The following is a 20,662-nucleotide window of genomic DNA, read 5'->3' as shown; positions in this document are numbered from 1 at the left end:
TAATGCCAATAATGCCAATAATGCCAATAATGCCAATAATACCGGGAATGCCAATAATCAACTTTGCCAAAGGTGTGAGCCGCACAGGCAGTCGTAGCACGACGGGCGGGGAAAAATTAGCAGATTAGCAAATTTGAAAATTAGCAAATGTGGAGGGTTGGAGGATTCGGAAGGAAACGGAGTAATTCGGAAGAGGTGAGGAAGGGTTTTTGGTGAAAAAAAGCTGTAAGATGGGTGGGGTTAGCTTATAGAGAGCTTATAGGAAGCTTATACGAATCTTGGACGATTGGTATAGAAAAAGTGTATAAATAGTTGATTCATAATATAATACAACAACGCTAAAAATGTTAAAAACGGGGTTTCGAGGCGAAAGAAAGAGAAATAGTCATTAGGCCTTAGGGCATAGGCACTAGGGGGAGTATGACGGGAACAGGGAATAAATGACGAGTGTTAAATTTGGGGATTTGGGAATTAGTTCGTAATTTTGCCACCTTAAAAGAAAACAATGTCAGAAAAAACATCTCGGACTAAACATACTTTTCGTCAGCTGTCGCACTTTGTAAAACCTTATCGTGGGGTATTTATAGCCGTAGCTCTCTTTGCAGTGCTATCGTCTATCTTTTCGACCGCACAACCTTACCTGATAAAAGTAGCGATTGACAGTTATATCACTCCTAAGGATTACGAGGGTTTAGTGCGCATTGTGTACATACTCATAGCTTTACTATGCGCGGAAGTAACAATGCAGTTTCTGTTTTCTTATTACTCTAACTGGCTGGGGCAAACGGTAATACGCGATGTGCGAGAAAAGCTTTTTGCGCACTTGTTGCGCTTTAAGATGCGGTATTTTGACAAATCGTCCATAGGGGTATTGGTAACGCGTGCAGTGAACGATATGGAACGGATAGGCGAAATTTTCAGTTCGGGGCTTTTTGAGATGGCAAGCGATTTACTGAAAATGTTTGTTATCACGATTGTAATGTTTGTGATTGATTGGAAATTGGCGCTTATCAGCTATGCTACGATGCCTCTTATTTTGTACTTTACGCGTTGGTTTCAACGTTCAATGAACGCTGCTTTTGTGGAGGTACGTCACCAAGTGGCAAACCTAAACGCCTTTGTACAAGAGCGCATTTCGGGTATTAAAGTATTACAACTTTTTGCGCAAGAGCGCGAAGAATTGGAGAATTTCAAAAAGATAAACGAGAAACACAAACAGGCGTGGCTGAAAACGATATGGTACAACTCTATTTTCTTTCCGATTGGCGACTTGTGTGTATCGATTACCATTGCGCTGATTGTGTGGTTTGGCGGTCGGCAAATTATAGGAGATAACGTGTACGACTTAGGGAATATCTTTCTTTTCATACAGCTCTCACAACAATTATTCCGACCTATTAGGCATATAGCCGATAAGTTCAACACTTTGCAGATGGGCATTATCGCTTCTGACCGCGTATTTGCTATTTTGGATACTGAAACGGATACTGAAACTGGAGGTGAGAAAGAGTTGAAGGAGGTGAAAGGTAATATTAAGTTTGAAGACGTCCGTTTTGAATACGTAGCAGGAGAAGAAATCTTGCACGGCATTAGTTTTGAGGTAAAAGAAGGCGAAACCATTGCGATTGTAGGAGCAACGGGTGCAGGGAAGACCACTATCACCAATTTGCTAAACCGTTTTTACGACTTGACTTCGGGGGCGATTTACATCGATAGGGTGAACATTGAGGAGTATACCCTCAGTTCGCTACGAGAGCACATTGCTACCGTATTGCAAGACGTATTCCTATTTGCCGATAGTATTTACAACAATATCACCTTGAAAAATCCTGCTATCACCGAAGAAGAAGTGATTGCGGCTGCTAAGAGTATAGGAGTTCACAACTTTTTGATGAGTTTGCCAGAGGGATATCATTACAACGTGAAAGAGCGTGGGGTTATGCTTTCGGCAGGACAACGCCAGCTGATAGCTTTCTTGCGCGCCTATGTACACAAACCACAAATTCTTATTTTGGACGAGGCAACGTCTTCAGTAGATTCGCATTCGGAAAAGCTCATACAAGAGGCTACCGATAAGATGACCGAAGGGCGCACGTCCATCATCATTGCACACCGCCTTACCACCGTGAAAAAAGCTGATAGAATAATAGTGTTAGACAAAGGGAAGATAGTGGAAATAGGCAATCACGAGGAGTTGTTGCAAATAGAAAACGGCTATTACCGCAACTTGTATGAGGTGCAATTTTTGGAAGAAGTGAAATACAAGGAGTGAGACTGGGTCTCAGAAATTAGAATAAATGAGGTTCAGAATCAAGTAGGTAAAAGGCAATTGAACTGACGTTACATAAAATTTAATTGAAAAAACGCTTAACTATAAATGGCTAAAAAGAAACAACCACAAGAAACACAAAAGAAGAAGAAGGATACTAATAAACCTCAACAGCGCAAATTGGCTTTTGGCGTATTTTTAGTACTGCTATCGCTGTATTTGGTATTTACCTTTTCGTCATTCTTCTTCTCGTGGCAGACTGACCAAAGTGGATGGGCAGATTTGAGCAATCGGGAAGAAATTGCTGACAATATAGGCAGTAAGATAGGAGCCTATTTGGGGCAGTTATTTGTATATAAAGGTTTTGGACTGGCAGTTATCTTTCCTGTGTGGCTTCTATTTCTCTCAGGGATGAAACTTATCCTAAATATGAAAAAGCCATTGCTAAACCGCTGGTTCTGGGGGATTCTGTTAATGGTATTCACTTCAACCGCCTTAGGATTTTTGGGAGGGAAAGCTACTATATTAGCAGGTGTTTCGGGCTATGAACTAAACCATTTTCTACAAGACTATTTGGGCAAATTGGGCACTATACTCCTTTTGGTACTTATAGTGGTACTCTATGGCATTTTCAAACTAAATCTCACTACTGAAAAGGCTGTTGCTTTCTTCCAAAACACATTTTCTAAACTGAAACGCGAAGGAGAAGAAGAACAGGAGCAAGGCGATGAGGAGGAAAACAGCTTTGAAAGTATAGAAAAAGAGCCTAACTCCATAGAATTTACTACTGATGAGGGCGATTTAGACTTTATCATTCCACAGGGTGAAAACGAAAAGTTAGACCCTTTTACCCATAAAAAGGAAATTCCGCGCCTTGATGGACAAGAGGGAGGATTGGAAATCACTAATATTCCCGAAGAGGAACAACCTGATTTTACGGTAACGCCTACTCAGCCAACAGAGGCAATAGACCCCGAGGCTCTGGCTAAGCAATTGGTAGAGAACTATGGAGAGTATGACCCAACGTTAGAACTTAGCGATTACCGTTTCCCTACACTCGACCTCTTAGACGACCCCAAAGACAGTGGTATTGTTATTAACCAAGAGGAATTGGAGGAAAACAAGAATACAATCGTACAAACGCTAAACGATTACAAAATTAAAATAGAGAAGATAAAGGCGACCATAGGTCCTACCGTTACTCTTTACGAAATTGTACCCGAAGCGGGGACACGTATTGCAAAAATCAAGAACTTAGAAGACGACATAGCCCTTTCATTGGCAGCACTTGGTATTCGTATTATCGCACCTATTCCAGGGAAAGGTACGATAGGTATTGAAGTACCAAACAAGAAGCCTACAATGGTGTATATGCGCACGATGATTACCGCACCGCGATTCCAACACGCCGAAATGGAACTGCCTATTGCCTTCGGAAAAACAATTAGCAACGAAACTTTTGTAGCCGACCTTACCAAAATGCCTCACTTACTGATGGCGGGGGCAACCGGACAAGGTAAATCGGTAGGGATAAACGTAGTGCTCAGTTCGCTACTCTACAAGAAGCACCCAGCCGAAGTGAAGTTTGTGTTAGTAGACCCTAAAAAGGTAGAACTCTCGATATTTGAGCGTATAGAACGTCACTTCCTCGCTAAATTGCCCGATAGTGAAGAAGCAATTATTACCGACAATAAAAAGGTGGTGAACACGCTGAACTCCCTCTGTATAGAGATGGACAACCGCTACGAACTGCTGAAAAATGCCCAAGTGCGCAACATCAAAGAGTACAATGCTAAGTTTAAAGCGCGACAACTCAACCCTAACGAGGGACACCGCTTCTTACCTTACATCGTATTGGTGGTAGATGAGTTTGCCGACCTGATAATGACAGCAGGCAAGGAGGTGGAACTCCCTATCGCTCGCTTGGCACAGCTTGCCCGAGCCATTGGTATTCACTTGATTATCGCTACTCAACGCCCATCGACCAATGTGATTACTGGTATTATTAAAGCCAACTTCCCTACGCGTATTGCCTTCAAGGTAAGCTCTAAAATAGACTCTAAAATCATCTTGGACGGCTCGGGAGCAGAACAGCTCATTGGACGAGGTGATATGCTCTACTCGCAAGGAAATGAACCCGTACGTATACAATGTGCTTTTGTAGATACCCCCGAAATAAAACACATTACCGACTTTATTGGGGCACAGCGCGCTTACCCCGATGCGTACTTGCTTCCTGAGTATGTAGGACCTGAGGGAGAGGGTGTAGATTTAGACTTCGACCCCTCGGAGCGTGACCCTATGTTCCGCGAAGCTGCCGAAGTGGTAGTGAATGCCCAACAAGGTTCGGCTTCCCTCTTGCAACGCAAACTGAAATTAGGTTACAACCGCGCGGGTCGCCTCATCGACCAATTAGAACACGCAGGTGTAGTAGGTCCGTTTGAAGGCAGTAAGGCAAGACAAGTGCTCATTCAAGACATTGTAAGCTTGGATAGATTATTAGACGGGCAATAGTGAAAAATGAAAAGTTAAGAATCAAAAGTATGAATCAACAACACGATTTTTTAAAATATCAAGCCCCCACCTCACCTTATCCGCGATTGTTGGAGGTAGAACGCGCCGAGGGTAGCTATATCTATACTACCGATGGCAAGCGTTATTTAGATTTTGTAGCAGGTGTATCGGCTTGCACTTTGGGGCATTGTCACCCTGCGGTGGTGAAGGCTATCCAAGAGCAGTGTGCTACCTATATGCACGTAATGGTATACGGCGAGTACGTACAAAAACCAGCAGTAGACTTCTGCAAACTCCTTGCTGAGCAGTTACCTTCTGAACTCAATACTACCTATTTGGTAAACTCCGGTACGGAAGCTATTGAGGGCTCAGTAAAATTAGCCAAACGCGCTACGGGAAGAACTCAACTCATCGCTGCCAAAAACGCTTATCACGGCAATACACAAGGTTCGATGAGCCTAATGGGCTATGAAGAACGCAAACGCGCTTATCGTCCGCTTATTCCTGATGTAGATTTTATAGAGTTCAACAACGAAGCCGATATCCTGAAAATCACCGAACGTACGGCAGGTGTGGTCTTGGAAAGTATCCAAGGGGGAGCAGGGTTTATCGAACCCCAAAACGACTATCTTATCAAGGTAAAACGCCGTTGTGAAGAAGTAGGCGCCCTGCTTATCATCGACGAGATACAACCAGGTTTCGGACGTACCGGCAAGCTCTTTGGTTTCCAAAACTATGGCTTTACCCCCGATATTATCGCAATAGGCAAGGGTATGGCAAGCGGTATGCCGGTAGGGGCATTCGTGTCGTCGTATGAGCGTATGCAACTCTTGGCGCACAGTCCTAAAATGGGGCATATCACTACCTTTGGAGGCAACCCTGTAATAGCAGCTGCCTCGTTGGCAACCCTCAACCAGCTACTCACTACCGACCTAATGGCTGAAACCTTAGAGAAAGAAAAACTCTTCCGCAAGTATTTGCAACACCCACTCATTGAAAGCGTGAACGGTAAAGGACTGATGTTAGCGGTTATCGTTAAGACTGCCGAAATCGCCGATTTTGTAGTGAATTACTGTCAAGATAGGGGACTCATTGTGTATTGGCTCTTGTTTGAACACCGTGCCGTACGACTTTCTCCTCCACTTACCCTCACCGATGAAGAAATAAAAGAAGGCTGTGATATTATCTTGGAAGCATTGAATCAGGTAGAGAAATCATTCTAAATGATTACTATCTACATTTAATTTCTTTTTAATCGAAGCTAAAGCGAACCTAAGGCGAATCTAAACCGAAGCTAAGACGAAAAATAGGTGGAATAGAATTAGGAAGCAATCGGTTATAATTGCAATTTATTTATTATCTTTGCCCAAAATAAGTTTTTTGAACTTACTAATTATCCATTGTAAATTGTTAATTGAAAATATATGTCTGCAATCCTAAACTCATTATTAGACAACGATTTTTACAAATTCACTATGCAATGTGGCGTAGTGCAATTATTTCCTAAAAACAAGGCACGTTACACTTTTATCAACCGTGGCAAACACGAATTCCCCGATGGCTTTGCTGAGGCTTTGAGAGAAGAGGTAAACAATATGGCAAAACTGAAACTTACCAAAGCCGAAAAGCAGTTTTTGATAGATAACTGCCCCTATTTGAGTCCGCTGTATTTAGACTTTTTGGAAGGGTATCGCTATGACCCTTTGGAAGTGCATATCGAACAAAACAGTAGCGACTTGCAGGTAACTGTTGAGGGTTATTGGTATCGTACGATACTTTGGGAAGTGCCCCTACTTTCTATAATTAGCGAGCTCTTCTATAAACTCACCAAAGCGACCGCTTGGACAGACGAGCAGGTGATAGCCAATACTCGTGAAAAAGAACTGTTATACAAAGAATTAGAAGTGGTATTTGCCGAGTTTGGTACCCGTCGTCGCCATTCATATCACGTACACGACATCGTGATGCATACCTTAATGGAAGGCTACAACCAAACCTTTATAGGTTCCAGCAACGTGCATTTTGCGATGAAATACAAGGTAAAACCCATAGGTACTCACGCTCACGAGTGGTTTATGTTCCACGCAGCTGAGTACAGCTACAAAATGGCTAATGCACTCTCTCTCGAACACTGGGTGGATGTGTACCGTGGCGACCTTGGGGTAGCACTATCCGATACGTATACTACCGATGTGTTTTTCAAGCAATTCGACAAGAAGTTTAGCAAGTTGTTCGACGGTGTGCGTCACGATAGTGGCGACCCTATAGTCTTTGCCGAAAAGACAATAGCACACTACAAGAAAATGGGTATAGATCCACTATCAAAATACATTATCTTCTCTGACGGACTTAACCCTAAGAAAGTACAAGCAATTACCGAAGCTTGTAAAGGTAAAATAGGTATTTCATTTGGGATAGGTACCGACCTCACTAATGATGTAGGCTTACGTCCGATGAACATAGTGATGAAGCTCACTGGGGTACTTACCAGCGATAACGAGTGGGTACCTACTGTAAAACTTTCAGACGAGCCTAATAAGCACACGGGCGACCCAAGAATGATTGAACTCGCAAAAGGAATATTGGCAATTAAATAGGTTTTAGGTGTCAGGAGTCAGGTTTTAGGCTGACACCTGATACCTGATACCTGAAACCTAAAACCTGATAAAAAATGAATTACATACTAATGATTTTAGGGGTGTTGGTAGCACTGTCGCGTTATCTTTTTCCCAAATACGACCAAGCATTGCTCATCATAGGTATAAGCCTACTGATGATAGGTATCTATCGCATTTCGCGCAACCTATCCTCAAGAAATGAGGAAGACTTTCAAGACCCAGCGACGAAAATAAGAAACCCAGAAGATAATTAGCAAATTGGCAAATTAGCAAATTTACAAATTGACACAGTGAACATAGGAGATTACATAGAAGTACTAGACGATACCATTAAAGGACACATAGTGCGCCTTACACCTCAGCAGGTAACTGTGCTTACTACTGAGGGGTTTGAGCTCGCTTTTCGCCCTGAGGAAATAATTGTTATTAAAGAAGAAGCACCTCTAAAAGGTGCTTTTACAAATATAGATGAAGAAAGTTTGCGCAAAGATGTGGTGAGCAAGCGCAAAAACAAATCGCCACTCACTAAAAAAGAGCGTAACATCCCTCCAATGGAAGTAGATTTGCACATTGAGCAACTGATTGACTCTACAAAAAATATGAGCAATTACGATATGCTCACCCTACAACTCGAAACCGCTCGTCGGCAGTTAGAGTTTGCCATTGCACAGCGTATCCAGCGGGTAGTGTTTATTCACGGAGTAGGCGAAGGTGTGTTGCGCACCGAATTAGAATTCCTGTTAGGACGTTATTCTAATGTTACTTTCTACGATGCCGAATATGCCAAATACGGCATAGGCGCTACCGAAGTATATATCTATCAAAATGCCAAATAAATGATTCAAGCTACCAATATTCATAAGACCTATAAAGATTTAGAAGTGCTCAAAGGCGTATCGGTGAACGTTGCCAAAGGCGAAATTGTATCAATAGTAGGTGCCTCAGGAGCAGGAAAAACTACCCTGTTACACATCTTAGGCACTTTGGACAGTCCTGATACCGATAAGCCATCGTCGTTGGTGATTAATGGTACGGATATATTGTCGTTATCCTCCAAAGCCTTGGCAAAATTCCGCAATGAACATATCGGATTTATCTTCCAATTTCACCAGTTGTTGCCCGAGTTCACTGCTTTGGAGAATATCTGCATTCCTGCACTCATCAAAGGGGTAGGCAGGAAAGAAGCCGAAAAGCGCGCGATGGAGCTCTTAGACTTTTTGCACCTCACCTCGCGTGCCGACCATAAGCCCAATGCCCTTTCAGGAGGCGAACAACAACGAGTGTCGGTAGCACGCGCCCTGATGAACCACCCTTCGGTAGTATTCGCTGATGAACCCAGTGGCAACCTCGATTCCGAAAGTGCTGAAAAACTACACCAACTCTTTTTCCAACTGCGCAATGAGTTTCAGCAGACATTTGTAATTGTCACCCATAATGAAGAATTGGCTACTATGGCAGATAGAAAGCTGGTGATGGTAGATGGACGGATAATTATTCCCAATTCTTTCCAAAATTAGGTAGTATCTTTGCAGCGTTAAACTTAAAAACAGATTAAAACAATGAAAAAATTAGTATCAATTATCACCACTTTTTTATTGACTGTAATAGCAGTACAAAACGTATCAGCTAAAGACACTCCTATTACTTTTGAACAATTACCAGCTAAGGCGCAAGCTTTCGTAAAACAACACTTTAAAGTAAATGATATCGCATCGGTATGGAAAGACGACGATTTCCACGACCAAGATTACAAAGTGTATTTTAACGATGGTACTCAAATTGAATTTTATGCCAATGGAGACTGGGAAGAAGTGAAAACTCGCACTCAGGCTGTACCTGCAAAACTCATTCCTAATGGTATCGCTCAGTACGTAAAGAAAACCTACCCTCAGACGGATATCTACAAAATCCAAAAGAAACGCTATGGCTATGAGGTAGAACTCGCCAACGGACTTGATTTGGAATTCAATGCTAAAGGACAATTCCTAAGAATAGACGACTAATAAAAAGTACCATTCATTTGGTACTTTTTTTATTTTTAACTACCTTTGTCGCCTAAAACATATCAATTATAAAAAGATGAATACATTCAAAACATTATCAACAGTAGTCTTCTCTTTACTTGCTTTTGGAGTGGCTACCGCTCAAGACGAAGGTCTTGTACCTATAAGTACTTTGCCTGCTAGTGCACAAAGTTTTATTAAGCAACATTTTTCTGCTAATAGCATCGTTTCGGTATGGCAAGATACCGAGAAAGGCAAAGTAGAGGACTACACCGTGCTCTTTGCTGATGGCACAGAAATAGAGTTTCGTGCTGATGGCAATTGGAAAGAAGTGAAATCACGCAACGGACAAGTTTCGCCCAAGATTGTTCCTACAAAAATTACTAAGTATGTGCACAAAAACTACCCTAATGTAATCGTTAAAGAAATTAAAAAAGGGCGTACTAAATACGAAGTAGACCTTTCTAACGGGGTAGAACTCATTTTTAACTTAAATGGTAAATTCTTAAAAATAGACGACTAAAATGAAACGTTTTTTATTACTCATTGCTGCTACACTTACCTTCAGCGTAGCCTCAGCACAAGACAAAAAAGTAACTTTTAACGACCTTCCTGCCGATGCTATCAACTTTGTGCGCGAGCATTTCTTGGTAGACCACATCGCTTCGGTATGGAAAGACACCGATTACAAGGACGAAGAGTACACCGTCATCTTTCGCGATGGACTTGAAATAGAGTTTAACGGCGATGGCGATTGGAAAGAGCTTAAAGCTCGTCACGGCAAAGTGCCCGATCACGTAGTGCCCGAAAAAATATTAGCACACGTACGTGCCACTTTCCCTTTTGAATCTATCAAAGAAGTATCGCGCAACCTTAGTAAAAAGAAATATGAAGCAGAACTTACCGACGATCAAGAACTCAAATTTGACGATAAGTTCAATTTTATTGGGGTAAAATAACTATGTACGACCTTCTTATTATCGGTGGAGGAGCTGCTGGCTTCTTCACCGCTATTAATACTGCTGAAAAACACCCTAACTTTAAGATTGTTATCCTCGAAAAAAGCAAAGAAGCACTCCACAAAGTGCGCATTTCGGGCGGAGGATGCTGTAACCTCACCAACGCTACCTTTACTCCCCAAGAACTCGTAAAGAACTATCCTCGTGGCAGTAAGGAACTTCTCAGTCCTTTCCTCCGTTTTATGTGTGGTGATACAATGGACTGGTTTGAAGCTCACGGTGTCCCTCTCAAAACTAAAGCTGATGGTCGTGTATTTCCTATTTCTAATACTTCGGAGAGCATTGTAAATTGCTTCCTCAACGAAATAAAAAGACACCATATAGAGCTCTTCACTGAGCAGAATGTACAAGCCTTCTCTCCTACTCCCAAAGGTTGGCAAGTAAGTACGCCCAAGCAGACCTACATTACTCGAAATGTAGTCATTACCACCGGCAGTAATCCTAAAATATGGCAATTGTTAGCTAATTTGGGGCATACTATCATACCACCAGTCCCCTCGTTGTTTACCTTTCATACTTCCACCCAATGGACAAAAGAACTATCGGGTATTGCTGTAAATGCTTCTGTACGTTTGCTTAGCAAAGAAGGAAAATCACTAAAAATAACTGAGACTGCTCCGCTACTCTTCACCCATACGGGTTTTAGCGGACCTGCGGTATTGCGCGCCTCGGCTTGGGGGGCTCGTGTGCTAGCTGAATGTAACTACCAATGCTTAATGGAAGTAAATTTCACCGCTAACCTCACAGAGGCGCTTTCTTATGACGAAACGCTCTCTGTTTTCCAAGAGTTTAAACAACACAATGGACGCAAAACAATACAAAGCTTCTCACTTTTTGAACTCCCCAAACGCTTATGGTCTGCTCTGTTAGGAAATGCAGGAGTCGCCCCTGAACAAGTGTGGGCAGAGCTCAACAAAACACAATTGCGTCGGCTGGCTGAAGCTCTTACCCAATATCGTTTTCCCATAGAGGGCAAAGCTACCTTCAAAGAAGAATTTGTAACAGCAGGTGGTGTAAAACTCTCTGAAATCAACTTTAAGACTTATGAGAGCAAGCTATACCCTCAGCTCTATTTAGCAGGAGAAGTACTCGATATTGATGCTATTACTGGAGGGTTTAACTTCCAAAATGCGTGGACGGGTGGTTATATCATTGCAGAAAGTATTCAATAATAATTCTATTATAAACTTAATCCTTGGCACTATTTTTGTTTATTTCCATATTATTAATAATAACTATATTTTATGGCAAATATTACGTTTCACGAACAACCAGCTCATACTGTTGGAGAACTTCCCAAAGTGGGTACTATAGCTCCTAATTTTTCAGCTGTAAGGAATGATTTAGCTGAAGTAACACTCAAAGACTTTCAAGGAAAGAAAGTTGTACTAAATATTTTTCCGAGTGTAGATACGGGGGTATGTGCAGCTTCTGTGCGCAAATTTCACGTGGAAGCTTCTAAACTCAGCAATGTAGCTATCCTTTGTGTATCTAAAGACCTTCCTTTTGCACTTACTCGCTTTTGTGCTGCTGAAGGAATAGACAATCTCACTATGCTTTCAGACTTTAGAGGTGATTTTGCAAAGCATTACCCTATTGTCTTTACTGATACTCCTTTAAAAGGGTTATTATCACGTTGTGTAATAGTTTTAGATGAGCAAGGGAAAGTGGTTTATACAGAACAAGTAGCTGAAACCACAGACGAGCCTAACTACGTTAAAGCGTTAGAGGCTTTGAAATAGGTAAGGAAACAAATAAAAAAGAGGTTATTGGAATAGTATTCTAATAACCTCTTTTTTATTTTATATCTCTTATTTGTAACTGTAAACTTACTCTGCCATTCCACTGATTTTCTTCTATTGAATATACTATGCTGAAAGGTCTGCCAGAGGTTACTATGGGGAGTTTATGTGCTAAGCCAAAACCTACTGCGTCGTAATACGAGGTAGTACCTACTTCTTTTAAGGTGAGTTTTAAGTGTTCTTCATCTTTACCGATACGTTTGGCAAAGCCGGTATCTATTACGTTTTCGGCATAGAAGAGCGGAGGGAGATTCAGAGGACCAAAAGGCTCGAACTGTTTGAGTACGTTATACAACTTTTGGGTAAGTTTGCTCAATGGCAAAGCGGTATCTATAAAGAGTTTGGGAATACGAAACGAAGAGTCTATGGTTTGCTTTACTACTTCTTCAAAGGCATTTTTGAAAAGCGGATACTGTTCAGGGCGCAAAGTGAGTCCGGCAGCGTATTTATGACCACCAAACTGCTCCAAATACTCACTGCATTGTTCCAAAGCTTCGTAAATATCAAATCCTTGTACCGAACGCGCTGAAGCAGCATACTTATTACCACTCTTAGTAAAGACTACCGTAGGACGATAATAATGCTCTATAAGGCGAGAGGCAACAATGCCTATCACCCCCTTATGCCATTCTTCATTAAACACTACCGACGTATAGTGTTCTTGCTCGCCATTTGCCTCTATTTGGTTGAGAGCTTCGGCGGCGATACTGCTGTCCAGCTCTTTCCTATGTGTATTGAGTGCGTCTATTTCCTTAGCTTTAAGTACGGCTTGTTCTTCATCAGTTTCGGTGAGGAGAGCAACAGCGTATTTGCCGTGTTCTATACGTCCTGCTGCATTCACACGAGGTGCTGCTTTGAACACTACATCGGTTATGGTAATTTTACCTTGATGCTCTCCAAAAAGCGCTTTTACGCCTGCCGATGGATTATTATTGAGTACTTCTAATCCAAAGTACGTCAAACAGCGATTCTCGCCGTCCATTGGTACGATATCGGCAGCAGTAGCGACGGCTACTAAGTCTAAAAGAGGAATGAGTTCGCTGAACGGGCGTTGTAAATACTCGTGATAAGCTTGGGCTAATTTAAACCCTAAACCACAACCACAGAGTTCTTTATATGGGTAAGGACAATCAGCTTGCTGGGGGTCGAGCACGGCAATAGCATCGGGCACTTGTTCCGAAGGACGGTGGTGGTCGACAATAATAAAGTCAATGGCTTTTTCTTTGGCATATTCTACTTTATCAATGGCTTTGATACCGCAGTCGAGCGCAATGATGAGGGTACAACCTTGCGCCTCGGCATAGTCTATTCCTTGAAAAGAAATACCATAGCCTTCGGTATATCGGTCAGGGACGTAGGTGTGCAATTTAGAAGTGAAGTTGCTAAGATAGCGCTCCATTAAAGAAACGGCGCTAGTACCATCGACATCGTAATCACCATAAATAAGGATTGTTTCGTTACTTTTTAAGGCTCGATCTAAACGAGCAACGGCTTCTTTCATTCCTTTCATCAGGAAAGGATTATGTAATTGTGAGAGTGTAGGACGGAAGAAATCTTTTGCTTGCTGAAAGGTAGTCACACCTCGTTGTGCTAAAAGAATCGCCAAAGGCTCACTGATGTTGAGCTCTTGTTGCAAAGTAGCGACAATGGCTTGCGGTGGTAGTGGTTTAAAGTTCCAAGTGTAGTCCATTATTTAGGTAAGAGATAAGAGGTAAGAAAAAAACTTTGCCAAAGTTTCACACTTTGGCAAAGTGTGTGATATTATTGCTTGTGTAGCTCGCACTTAGCCTAAGTATGTTTTTAGAATTTTACTACGGGAAGTGTGTTTAAGGCGACGTATTGCTTTTTCTTTGATTTGACGTACACGTTCTCGAGTGAGGTCGAAGGTTTCACCTATTTCTTCGAGGGTCATTGCGTGCTGGTCGGAAAGACCGAAATACAAACGAACTACATCGGCTTCGCGAGGGGTAAGCGTTTCGAGCGCACGCTCTATCTCGGTGCGCAAAGAATCTAATATTAAAGCTTTATCGGGGTTAGGTGACTCGTTACTGCGAATCACGTCGTAAAGGTTAGAGTCTTCTCCTTCTACCAAAGGTGCGTCCATAGAGATGTGGCGACCTGCATTCTTCATAGATTCCTTCACATCATTTACTGACATATCAAGTTCGCGCGCAATCTCTTCGGCTGAAGGTACACGCTCGTTCGCCTGCTCGAGGTAAGCATACATCTTGTTAATTTTGTTGATAGAACCTATTTTATTCAGCGGTAAGCGCACAATACGGGATTGTTCGGCTAAGGCTTGGAGAATAGATTGGCGAATCCACCATACGGCGTAGGAAATGAATTTGAATCCACGGGTTTCGTCGAAACGTTGTGCTGCTTTGATGAGCCCTAAGTTCCCTTCGTTAATAAGGTCGGGCAGGGTAAGCCCTTGGTTTTGGTATTGTTTAGCTACTGATACCACGAAGCGCAAATTGGCTTTGGTGAGTTTTTCTAAGGCGGCTACATCGCCTGCCTTAATGCGTTGTGCCAATTCTACCTCTTCATCAGCAGTAATCAAATCTACACGACCAATCTCTTGCAAATACTTATCAAGAGACGCAGTTTCACGGTTGGTTACCTGTTTGGTAATTTTTAGTTGTCTCATTCAGAAAAAATCCTTAATTTTGTCGATTCTTATACGCATATTATACGTATGGTATTATAGAGATGTTACAAAATCTTTTAATTTTAACATTACTTTAACAGATGAAATATAGTTTTATTATCCCTATATACAATCGCCCTGAGGAACTTGACGAACTGCTAAACAGTCTTGCATCACAAACTTACGAAGGTGATTTTGAAGTAGTAGTGATAGAGGACGGCTCTACTATTACCTCAGAGCAGATATGTAAAAAATACCAAAACGATTTATCGATTACTTATCTTTCTAAACCTAATACAGGTCCGGGCGACTCGCGCAATTACGGTATGCAACGCGCTCAGCACGATTATTTTCTCATTTTAGATTCCGATTGCATTTTGCCTTCTCATTATTTGGAAGCGGTAGATGACTTCTTGCAAGCCCATTACGTAGATTGTTTTGGGGGCTCGGATACTGCTACCGATGACTTTACCGATATTCAGAAAGCTATTAACTATACGATGACTTCTTTGCTGACTACGGGGGGCATTCGCGGTAGCCAAAAGCGTATTCAGCGGTTTGAACCTCGCAGTTTTAATATGGGTTTATCGCGTAAAGCTTTTGAGGCGACGGGAGGTTTTGGGAAAATACACCCTGGTGAAGACCCTGATTTAGTGATACGCCTTTGGGAAAAGGGTTTTGATTCGGCTTTTATCCCTACCGCTTTTGTGTTTCACAAACGGCGCATTTCGTGGGCGAAATTCCGTACCCAAGTGAGCAAATTTGGACAGACGCGGGCTATCCTTAACCATTGGCACCCACAAACGCGCAAGCTGACTTTTTGGTTGCCCACTTGCTTTGCCTTGGGACTTTGTGGCGCTATACTGTTAGCCTTTTTTGGACACATCGCTCCCTTGCTTGTATACGTTTCTTATTTTATATTGATAGGGTGGGACAGTGCCCGAGAGAACCGCAGTGTGAAGATAGGATTTTTATCGGTTTGGGCACTTCTGGTACAGTTTTTTAGTTATGGTTGGGGATTTCTCGGAGCAACATTAAAAATAGCTTTCGTTAAGAAACCAATCGAAACTCTTTTCCCACATTTATTCTTTAAATAACCTCTTTTTTAGTAGTAGGGAGCTTATAGAAAGCTTATAGGAAGCTTATACGAATCTTGGACGATTGGTATAGGATAGCTATATAAAGATTTGATTTTCAAACTGCTATAAAGGGCATTTGCGCAGAAATAAAACGAAAGAAAACAGACCTCCTATTGGAGGTCTGTTGTTTGTAAGAGGGAGGTGTTTTATTTTAATATTGTTTTTTGCGTTACTCTCCTTCGCCTTCTCGGTATACGCTTTCTTCGCCTTTTAGGATTTGGAGATAGCTTTTGTAGCGCGACCAAGCGATTTCATCGCGGTCTAAGGCTGCTTTTACAGCGCATTGGGGTTCATCGGTATGGAGACAGTTATTGAACTTACATTGGTGTTTGAGAGCGAAAAACTCGGGAAGATAGTCGGTGAGTTCTTCTTTTTCGATTTCTACCATACCAAAGCCTTTGATACCTGGAGTATCGATAATGCGTGCCCCAAAAGGCAAATCGAACATCTCGGCAAAAGTGGTAGTGTGCTGACCTTGCTGATGTTGCTGAGAAATTTCGGCAGTTTTGAGATGTAAATTGGGAGCTATGGCATTGATGAGAGTAGACTTGCCCGCACCAGAATGCCCTGATACCACGCAGGTTTTTCCTTCCATAGTAGCTTTTACCTTATCGATATTTTTGCCCGTAGTAGCTGAAATACCTATACATTCATAACCTGCCTTGCGGTATATTGAAGCGAGGTATTTCACTTCGGTGAGCTCGTCTTCTGTATAAGTATCTACTTTGTTAAAAAGCAATACGGTTTTGATGCCATAGGCTTCGGCAGTTACCAAAAAACGGTCGATGAAAGTAGTAGAGGTAGGCGGATTGTTGAGGGTTACTACCAAAAAAGCGAGGTTGATATTGGAAGCGATGATATGAGTTTGCTTAGAGAGGTTTACCGATTTACGAATGATGTAGTTATCGCGTTCTTTTATCTCGGTAATGACGCCTCTGTTGCTCTCTTCCAAACGAAAGAGCACGCGGTCACCCACAGCTATGGGATTTGTATTCTTAATGCCTTTTAGGCGAAATTTGCCTTTGATACGACACTCGTAGAACTGCTCCGTAGCAACGTCCTTCACTGTGTACCAGCTTCCTGTAGATTTATAGACTAACCCTTCCATTTACTATTCACTTTTCTCTTCTTTTTTCTCTTTCTCGGGAAATACATTGGCGTATACTACTTGACTGATACTCTTTACGGGTTTGTACAGAAGAGATTCACTCAAAGCGGAGGCTGAGAGCCACTTTTCGGTTTGAAAGGTACGCTCTAAAAACAAGAACATCGACCCTGCAATTACAGCCACTTTGAGTAAGCCAAACAAGGCTCCTGCTAAACGGTTCAGAAGACCGAGTTCGGCAATTTTGAGCATCTGGGTAAGGACTTTAGCTAAGAGCATTACCCCCAGCATTAATACAATGAGGGTAATACCAAATGCAAAGATCTCCAAGGTTTGTTTTTCGGCAGGTAGAATCTTGTCTAACAACGAGGCAGTAAAAAACGAAAAGTGTATCGCCCCATAGATACCTATCACAATAGCTAATAGCGATGCCATTTCGATGATAACCCCTCGCATAAAGCCACGTACAGCTCCGAAAGCCAGAATTACCAGTAATAAAATATCTATCTTATTCATTTATCAATTATATTTTTAGTAATATCTATTTTACGTATAAAATTCCTTTTTTGGTTTGTTGTTGTCCTTTAAAATAGTAGGTAATTACATAAAAATAAGTACCCGCTAAGCGTTTACTACCTACCACTCCTTTTACGTTAGGGTAGCCTCTGAAATAGTCACCATTTTGCTGATAGTGGTTATTTTCATACACTTTTAAGCCCATTTCATCAAAAATAAGTAATGAGATAGGGCGATCTTCATCGGCATTTTCTACCTTGAAATAGTTCTCGGGGTTAGTAGTTGAGACAGCATTATATATTATAAGTGTCGCAGAGGGTGATTTGGACGGGTCGGACGGATTAGGTTGCGGTTGAGGTTGTGGGTTAGGTTGAGGTTGTGGTTGTGGTTGTGGTTGTGGTTGATGATTTTGAGCGTTAGGGTCAATAGTGATTACTTGTTCATAACGGTTTTCGTTATGAGCGCTATCTTCTACGAACCACACGTAGCGCACTATTTTTTTACCGTCTTTGTCTTCACTGCTTTGGCTAGATACTACTTGTAAAGCTCCATCACAATTATCGGTTGCAGTGAGGTTTTCTCTTACAGGCACATCGGCGTCGCTCTTTACGGTCATACTTGGAGGGTAAGACGAGAGCACTGGTTTTTGAGTGTCTTTGAGGAAAATTTGTTGGGTATAACGGATAGGCAAAGCTCCATCGGCATAGGCTATCCAAGAGCGAGTGAGTTTGTAAGACTTACGGTCGCCTTCTCTAAACTCTTCTTCATAGTCTATGTGAATGTTTTCGGCTCCCTCTGCTTTTAATTCAGCTTTGGCAGGGATATCGCCTCGGCATTGTACGTGTTTATCCTCAGGAAGAGGAGTTACAAAACGCAAGGTTTTAGTAGGCGCTTCTTTTTCGTAATAGATAAATTGCTGTGCTGTAGCAGAATAGTTGCATTTATCTTTTGCTACCCATTTGCGCAATAAATAGGTAGTATGGTCTTCTTCTGAAAAAGTTACCTCAGCTTTTTTATTAGCACCACAATAATGAGATTCGGCGGTAACGTTAGGTTTTTCGGGAATAGCATTCTTTTTAACAGTTATCACAGGCTCAGGCAAATTTTTAAAGGTAATGTCAGGGCTGTGCATATCCAAAGTGCCTGGGGTGTCAGTGCTCACAGCATAGGCAATATGGTCGAGTACTTCTATTTTAAAGAGACCTTCTACAAAAAGATTAGAATTTTTCCACCCTTTGGCTTGTGTAGGAAAAATGACCGTAGCTTGTCCGTTGTTTGGTATTCCATCAGCTAACACGTATTTATAGGTTTTTCCATAATCGTCTGAAAAGAGTATACGCACTTTGCTATCGTTGCCAAAAACATTCTTATCAACATCCCAGTAGATAGTAGTTTCTTTACCATATTTAAATTTTCCGGCACTGCTTTTAGTTATATTAGTTATCCTAAAAGGCTTACCTTCTACTATATTTACTTTGGTTTCATAGACATCATAGAGCGCTACGTGCGGTTTTCCGTTTTTGTAAGCTCCTATTTTACCGTCGCATACGCCTAACCAAAAAGTAAAAATGCCGGTTTCGTTTTCACCTGTGAACTTATAAAGTACTTTTTCCCATTCATTAGTGTTATTATTTTTTCTATAGGGTTGATAGAACTCTATATGGTTGCTTTCGGTAGGGCGATTAGAAGGGAAACGCGCTTTGCCAAATTGATTAAAATCGGCTTGATGTGCCATATAGAGAAGGGGGTCGCCATCGGGGTCGGTTGCTTCTATATTGAATTGAAAGTAAGTATTTTTGGGGAGTTTGTATTCCTTCTTTAAGGTAGAACGTTGGATTACAGGGGCACGGTTAGTAGAAACTTCACCGTAAGGGATATTGTCTTGTGGCAAGCCTACCAACTGAGTACGGGCTTTATCGCTGTAATAGGCATCGTGCAAATTGGTACGGTTACGGATGGTGTATATAGACGGAAGTGAGAAATAAGTGCCGTTAGGGTCATTGATATAGCTCATAATAGAGTTCCCTCTATCGGGCTCGGTATGAGAAGAAGCGGTTGCTCCTCCTATGGTAAAGGTGTGTGCAGAGCCTAATAAGTGTCCTAATTCGTGAAGGATGATATAAAACTCGTGATTGGCGATACAGCCACCTTTTAGTTTCCCTGTAATTTCACCCAAATGCGCCAAACCACGGTTATCACGGTATATAGAAAAGACAATACCTGCATCGTAATTCTTTTCGCCTATAAGGTTATTGAAATCTGAAGTCGCTCTATTCACTACCTCTCTTACCACAGGGTAATCGTATATTTCTTTGTCTTTGGTAGTGATGATAAGACGAGGGTCGTTCACCAAAGTAAATTGACAGCCAATCTCTCTACCGCATACCTCATTGAGTCCTGCCTCTACTTTTGTCATAAATTCTTTTACCTTATTTATGTCACCATAACAACGTTCTTTGTAGAAACTGTAATCGATGAGCATAGCCAAACGATAGGTTCTGAGTACATTGGTATTGTAAAGCACTTTTTTGTCGTCAGACGGAAGTGCTTCTTCGTGCAGTATTGCCCCACGTGCAGTCATCGCATTAGCAGGCGCGAGTTGCATAGGTAGTCTTTGGGAAGTGGGAGTTGTGGCTTGGGAGCATTGCCCATCGGCGCAAGTGCCACAAGTGAAGTGCTCTTTATCAGTAGTAACTTTGATCATTCCGTTTTCAGTGTTGATGAAATAAGAATGACCATCGTGCCATACTTCACCTGATAGGGTAGCTTTATTCATTGAGAGCGTTCCTGCAAAATTGCCATTGTGATAGGCAACGAAAGTGCGGAAGCCTTCTTGGGCAAGGCTATTGGGGCGTGCTTGCCAACTGAACGATATAGATTTTCCTTTGACAGGAACATTCCATTGTACTGAGGTGTTTGTATCAAAAAGGCGTATGACCTCAATAGCTTTTTGTTGTGCGTTGGTTACTGCTGTTAGTAAGAAGCAGAGTAGTAAGAGTTTTGATATTTTCATTTGTTGTTAGTTATTAG

18 protein-coding genes are annotated in these 20,662 nt (G+C 41.8%); 13 read left to right on the top strand and 5 right to left on the bottom strand.

Annotated features, from left to right (window positions below; genetic code table 11):
* The first annotated feature begins 505 nt into the window (after positions 1 to 505).
* From HMPREF1321_RS06575 to tpx, 12 genes are all read left to right on the top strand, one after another.
* Positions 506 to 2,272 carry an ABC transporter ATP-binding protein gene (locus HMPREF1321_RS06575; protein ID WP_009421894.1) on the top strand — a complete coding sequence of 589 codons (1,767 nt, stop codon included), beginning with the start codon at positions 506 to 508 and terminating at the stop codon, positions 2,270 to 2,272.
* Positions 2,273 to 2,377: 105 nt separating this feature from the next.
* A complete protein-coding gene (locus tag HMPREF1321_RS06570; RefSeq protein ID WP_009421908.1) occupies positions 2,378 to 4,783 on the top strand; it encodes an FtsK/SpoIIIE family DNA translocase in 2,406 nt (801 codons plus the stop codon).
* Between the two features lie 29 nt (positions 4,784 to 4,812).
* Positions 4,813 to 6,006: an aspartate aminotransferase family protein gene (locus HMPREF1321_RS06565; protein WP_009421923.1), complete on the top strand. Its 1,194-nt coding sequence runs from the start codon at positions 4,813 to 4,815 to the stop codon at positions 6,004 to 6,006.
* A 201-nt stretch (positions 6,007 to 6,207) separates the two neighbouring features.
* Positions 6,208 to 7,380, top strand: coding sequence for a nicotinate phosphoribosyltransferase (pncB, locus tag HMPREF1321_RS06560; protein WP_009421917.1), 1,173 nt, complete (start codon positions 6,208 to 6,210; stop codon positions 7,378 to 7,380).
* Positions 7,381 to 7,454: 74 nt separating this feature from the next.
* Positions 7,455 to 7,655 carry a hypothetical protein gene (locus HMPREF1321_RS11600; protein ID WP_009421888.1) on the top strand — a complete coding sequence of 67 codons (201 nt, stop codon included), beginning with the start codon at positions 7,455 to 7,457 and terminating at the stop codon, positions 7,653 to 7,655.
* A 36-nt stretch (positions 7,656 to 7,691) separates the two neighbouring features.
* Complete coding sequence (locus tag HMPREF1321_RS06555; RefSeq protein WP_009421900.1) at positions 7,692 to 8,237, top strand: Smr/MutS family protein; 546 nt, start codon at positions 7,692 to 7,694, stop codon at positions 8,235 to 8,237.
* Positions 8,238 to 8,918 (top strand): ABC transporter ATP-binding protein, encoded by a 681-nt coding sequence (locus HMPREF1321_RS06550; protein WP_009421911.1) that lies wholly within the window; start codon positions 8,238 to 8,240, stop codon positions 8,916 to 8,918. It begins immediately after the preceding gene.
* Between the two features lie 42 nt (positions 8,919 to 8,960).
* Positions 8,961 to 9,404 carry a PepSY-like domain-containing protein gene (locus HMPREF1321_RS06545; protein WP_009421914.1) on the top strand — a complete coding sequence of 148 codons (444 nt, stop codon included), beginning with the start codon at positions 8,961 to 8,963 and terminating at the stop codon, positions 9,402 to 9,404.
* Positions 9,405 to 9,480: 76 nt separating this feature from the next.
* On the top strand, positions 9,481 to 9,927 hold the full coding sequence (locus HMPREF1321_RS06540; RefSeq protein ID WP_009410442.1) for a PepSY-like domain-containing protein: 447 nt from the start codon (positions 9,481 to 9,483) through the stop codon (positions 9,925 to 9,927).
* Position 9,928: 1 nt separating this feature from the next.
* Positions 9,929 to 10,363: a PepSY-like domain-containing protein gene (locus HMPREF1321_RS06535; protein ID WP_009421883.1), complete on the top strand. Its 435-nt coding sequence runs from the start codon at positions 9,929 to 9,931 to the stop codon at positions 10,361 to 10,363.
* Between the two features lie 2 nt (positions 10,364 to 10,365).
* The gene (locus HMPREF1321_RS06530) at positions 10,366 to 11,595 is read left to right on the top strand and encodes an NAD(P)/FAD-dependent oxidoreductase (protein WP_009421904.1); all 1,230 of its coding nucleotides are present in this window, start codon (positions 10,366 to 10,368) and stop codon (positions 11,593 to 11,595) included.
* Between the two features lie 72 nt (positions 11,596 to 11,667).
* Entirely contained in the window at positions 11,668 to 12,165 is a 498-nt protein-coding gene (gene tpx / locus HMPREF1321_RS06525) for a thiol peroxidase (RefSeq protein ID WP_002673532.1), read from the top strand.
* Between the two features lie 55 nt (positions 12,166 to 12,220).
* Here the strand turns inward: tpx and recJ are convergent, their stop codons facing one another.
* Both recJ and HMPREF1321_RS06515 read right to left on the bottom strand, forming a co-directional pair.
* The gene (recJ, locus tag HMPREF1321_RS06520) at positions 12,221 to 13,915 is read right to left on the bottom strand and encodes a single-stranded-DNA-specific exonuclease RecJ (protein ID WP_009421884.1); all 1,695 of its coding nucleotides are present in this window, start codon (positions 13,913 to 13,915) and stop codon (positions 12,221 to 12,223) included.
* 93 nt (positions 13,916 to 14,008) lie between these two features.
* Positions 14,009 to 14,872, bottom strand: a complete 864-nt coding sequence (locus HMPREF1321_RS06515; RefSeq protein ID WP_002673542.1) for an RNA polymerase sigma factor RpoD/SigA — start codon at positions 14,870 to 14,872, stop codon at positions 14,009 to 14,011.
* Between the two features lie 101 nt (positions 14,873 to 14,973).
* Between HMPREF1321_RS06515 and HMPREF1321_RS06510 the strand changes: the two genes are divergently transcribed.
* Entirely contained in the window at positions 14,974 to 15,969 is a 996-nt protein-coding gene (locus HMPREF1321_RS06510) for a glycosyltransferase (RefSeq protein WP_009421922.1), read from the top strand.
* 211 nt (positions 15,970 to 16,180) lie between these two features.
* On the opposite strand, the gene rsgA is transcribed toward HMPREF1321_RS06510, so the two are convergent.
* From rsgA to HMPREF1321_RS06495, 3 genes are read right to left on the bottom strand one after another with little or no spacing between them, the layout of a single operon-like run.
* Positions 16,181 to 17,119, bottom strand: coding sequence for a ribosome small subunit-dependent GTPase A (rsgA, locus tag HMPREF1321_RS06505; RefSeq protein WP_009421876.1), 939 nt, complete (start codon positions 17,117 to 17,119; stop codon positions 16,181 to 16,183).
* A 3-nt stretch (positions 17,120 to 17,122) separates the two neighbouring features.
* Positions 17,123 to 17,632 (bottom strand): CvpA family protein, encoded by a 510-nt coding sequence (locus tag HMPREF1321_RS06500; protein ID WP_002673548.1) that lies wholly within the window; start codon positions 17,630 to 17,632, stop codon positions 17,123 to 17,125.
* 25 nt (positions 17,633 to 17,657) lie between these two features.
* Positions 17,658 to 20,645 (bottom strand): reprolysin-like metallopeptidase, encoded by a 2,988-nt coding sequence (locus tag HMPREF1321_RS06495; protein ID WP_009421902.1) that lies wholly within the window; start codon positions 20,643 to 20,645, stop codon positions 17,658 to 17,660.
* Between the last annotated feature and the right edge of the window lie 17 nt (positions 20,646 to 20,662).

It is taken from the genome of Capnocytophaga sp. oral taxon 412 str. F0487 (assembly GCF_000271925.1).
Taxonomy (GTDB): Bacteria; Bacteroidota; Bacteroidia; order Flavobacteriales; family Flavobacteriaceae; genus Capnocytophaga; species Capnocytophaga ochracea.
The sequence above is the reverse complement of the archived record's forward strand: the minus strand, read 5'-3'. Positions and strand labels throughout refer to the sequence as shown.

Bases quoted from the DNA above. Each gene is read 5' to 3' on its own strand.
- pncB (WP_009421917.1), top strand. From the start codon at position 6,208: ATGTCTGCAATCCTAAACTCATTATTAGACAACGATTTTTACAAATTC.
- HMPREF1321_RS06550 (WP_009421911.1), top strand. From the start codon at position 8,238: ATGATTCAAGCTACCAATATTCATAAGACCTATAAAGATTTAGAAGTG.
- HMPREF1321_RS06530 (WP_009421904.1), top strand. From the start codon at position 10,366: ATGTACGACCTTCTTATTATCGGTGGAGGAGCTGCTGGCTTCTTCACC.
- HMPREF1321_RS06500 (WP_002673548.1), bottom strand. From the start codon at position 17,632: ATGAATAAGATAGATATTTTATTACTGGTAATTCTGGCTTTCGGAGCT.
- rsgA (WP_009421876.1), bottom strand. From the start codon at position 17,119: ATGGAAGGGTTAGTCTATAAATCTACAGGAAGCTGGTACACAGTGAAG.
- HMPREF1321_RS06575 (WP_009421894.1), top strand. From the start codon at position 506: ATGTCAGAAAAAACATCTCGGACTAAACATACTTTTCGTCAGCTGTCG.
- recJ (WP_009421884.1), bottom strand. From the start codon at position 13,915: ATGGACTACACTTGGAACTTTAAACCACTACCACCGCAAGCCATTGTC.
- HMPREF1321_RS06495 (WP_009421902.1), bottom strand. From the start codon at position 20,645: ATGAAAATATCAAAACTCTTACTACTCTGCTTCTTACTAACAGCAGTA.
- HMPREF1321_RS06570 (WP_009421908.1), top strand. From the start codon at position 2,378: ATGGCTAAAAAGAAACAACCACAAGAAACACAAAAGAAGAAGAAGGAT.
- HMPREF1321_RS06545 (WP_009421914.1), top strand. From the start codon at position 8,961: ATGAAAAAATTAGTATCAATTATCACCACTTTTTTATTGACTGTAATA.
- tpx (WP_002673532.1), top strand. From the start codon at position 11,668: ATGGCAAATATTACGTTTCACGAACAACCAGCTCATACTGTTGGAGAA.
- HMPREF1321_RS11600 (WP_009421888.1), top strand. From the start codon at position 7,455: ATGAATTACATACTAATGATTTTAGGGGTGTTGGTAGCACTGTCGCGT.
- HMPREF1321_RS06535 (WP_009421883.1), top strand. From the start codon at position 9,929: ATGAAACGTTTTTTATTACTCATTGCTGCTACACTTACCTTCAGCGTA.
- HMPREF1321_RS06515 (WP_002673542.1), bottom strand. From the start codon at position 14,872: ATGAGACAACTAAAAATTACCAAACAGGTAACCAACCGTGAAACTGCG.
- HMPREF1321_RS06565 (WP_009421923.1), top strand. From the start codon at position 4,813: ATGAATCAACAACACGATTTTTTAAAATATCAAGCCCCCACCTCACCT.
- HMPREF1321_RS06510 (WP_009421922.1), top strand. From the start codon at position 14,974: ATGAAATATAGTTTTATTATCCCTATATACAATCGCCCTGAGGAACTT.
- HMPREF1321_RS06540 (WP_009410442.1), top strand. From the start codon at position 9,481: ATGAATACATTCAAAACATTATCAACAGTAGTCTTCTCTTTACTTGCT.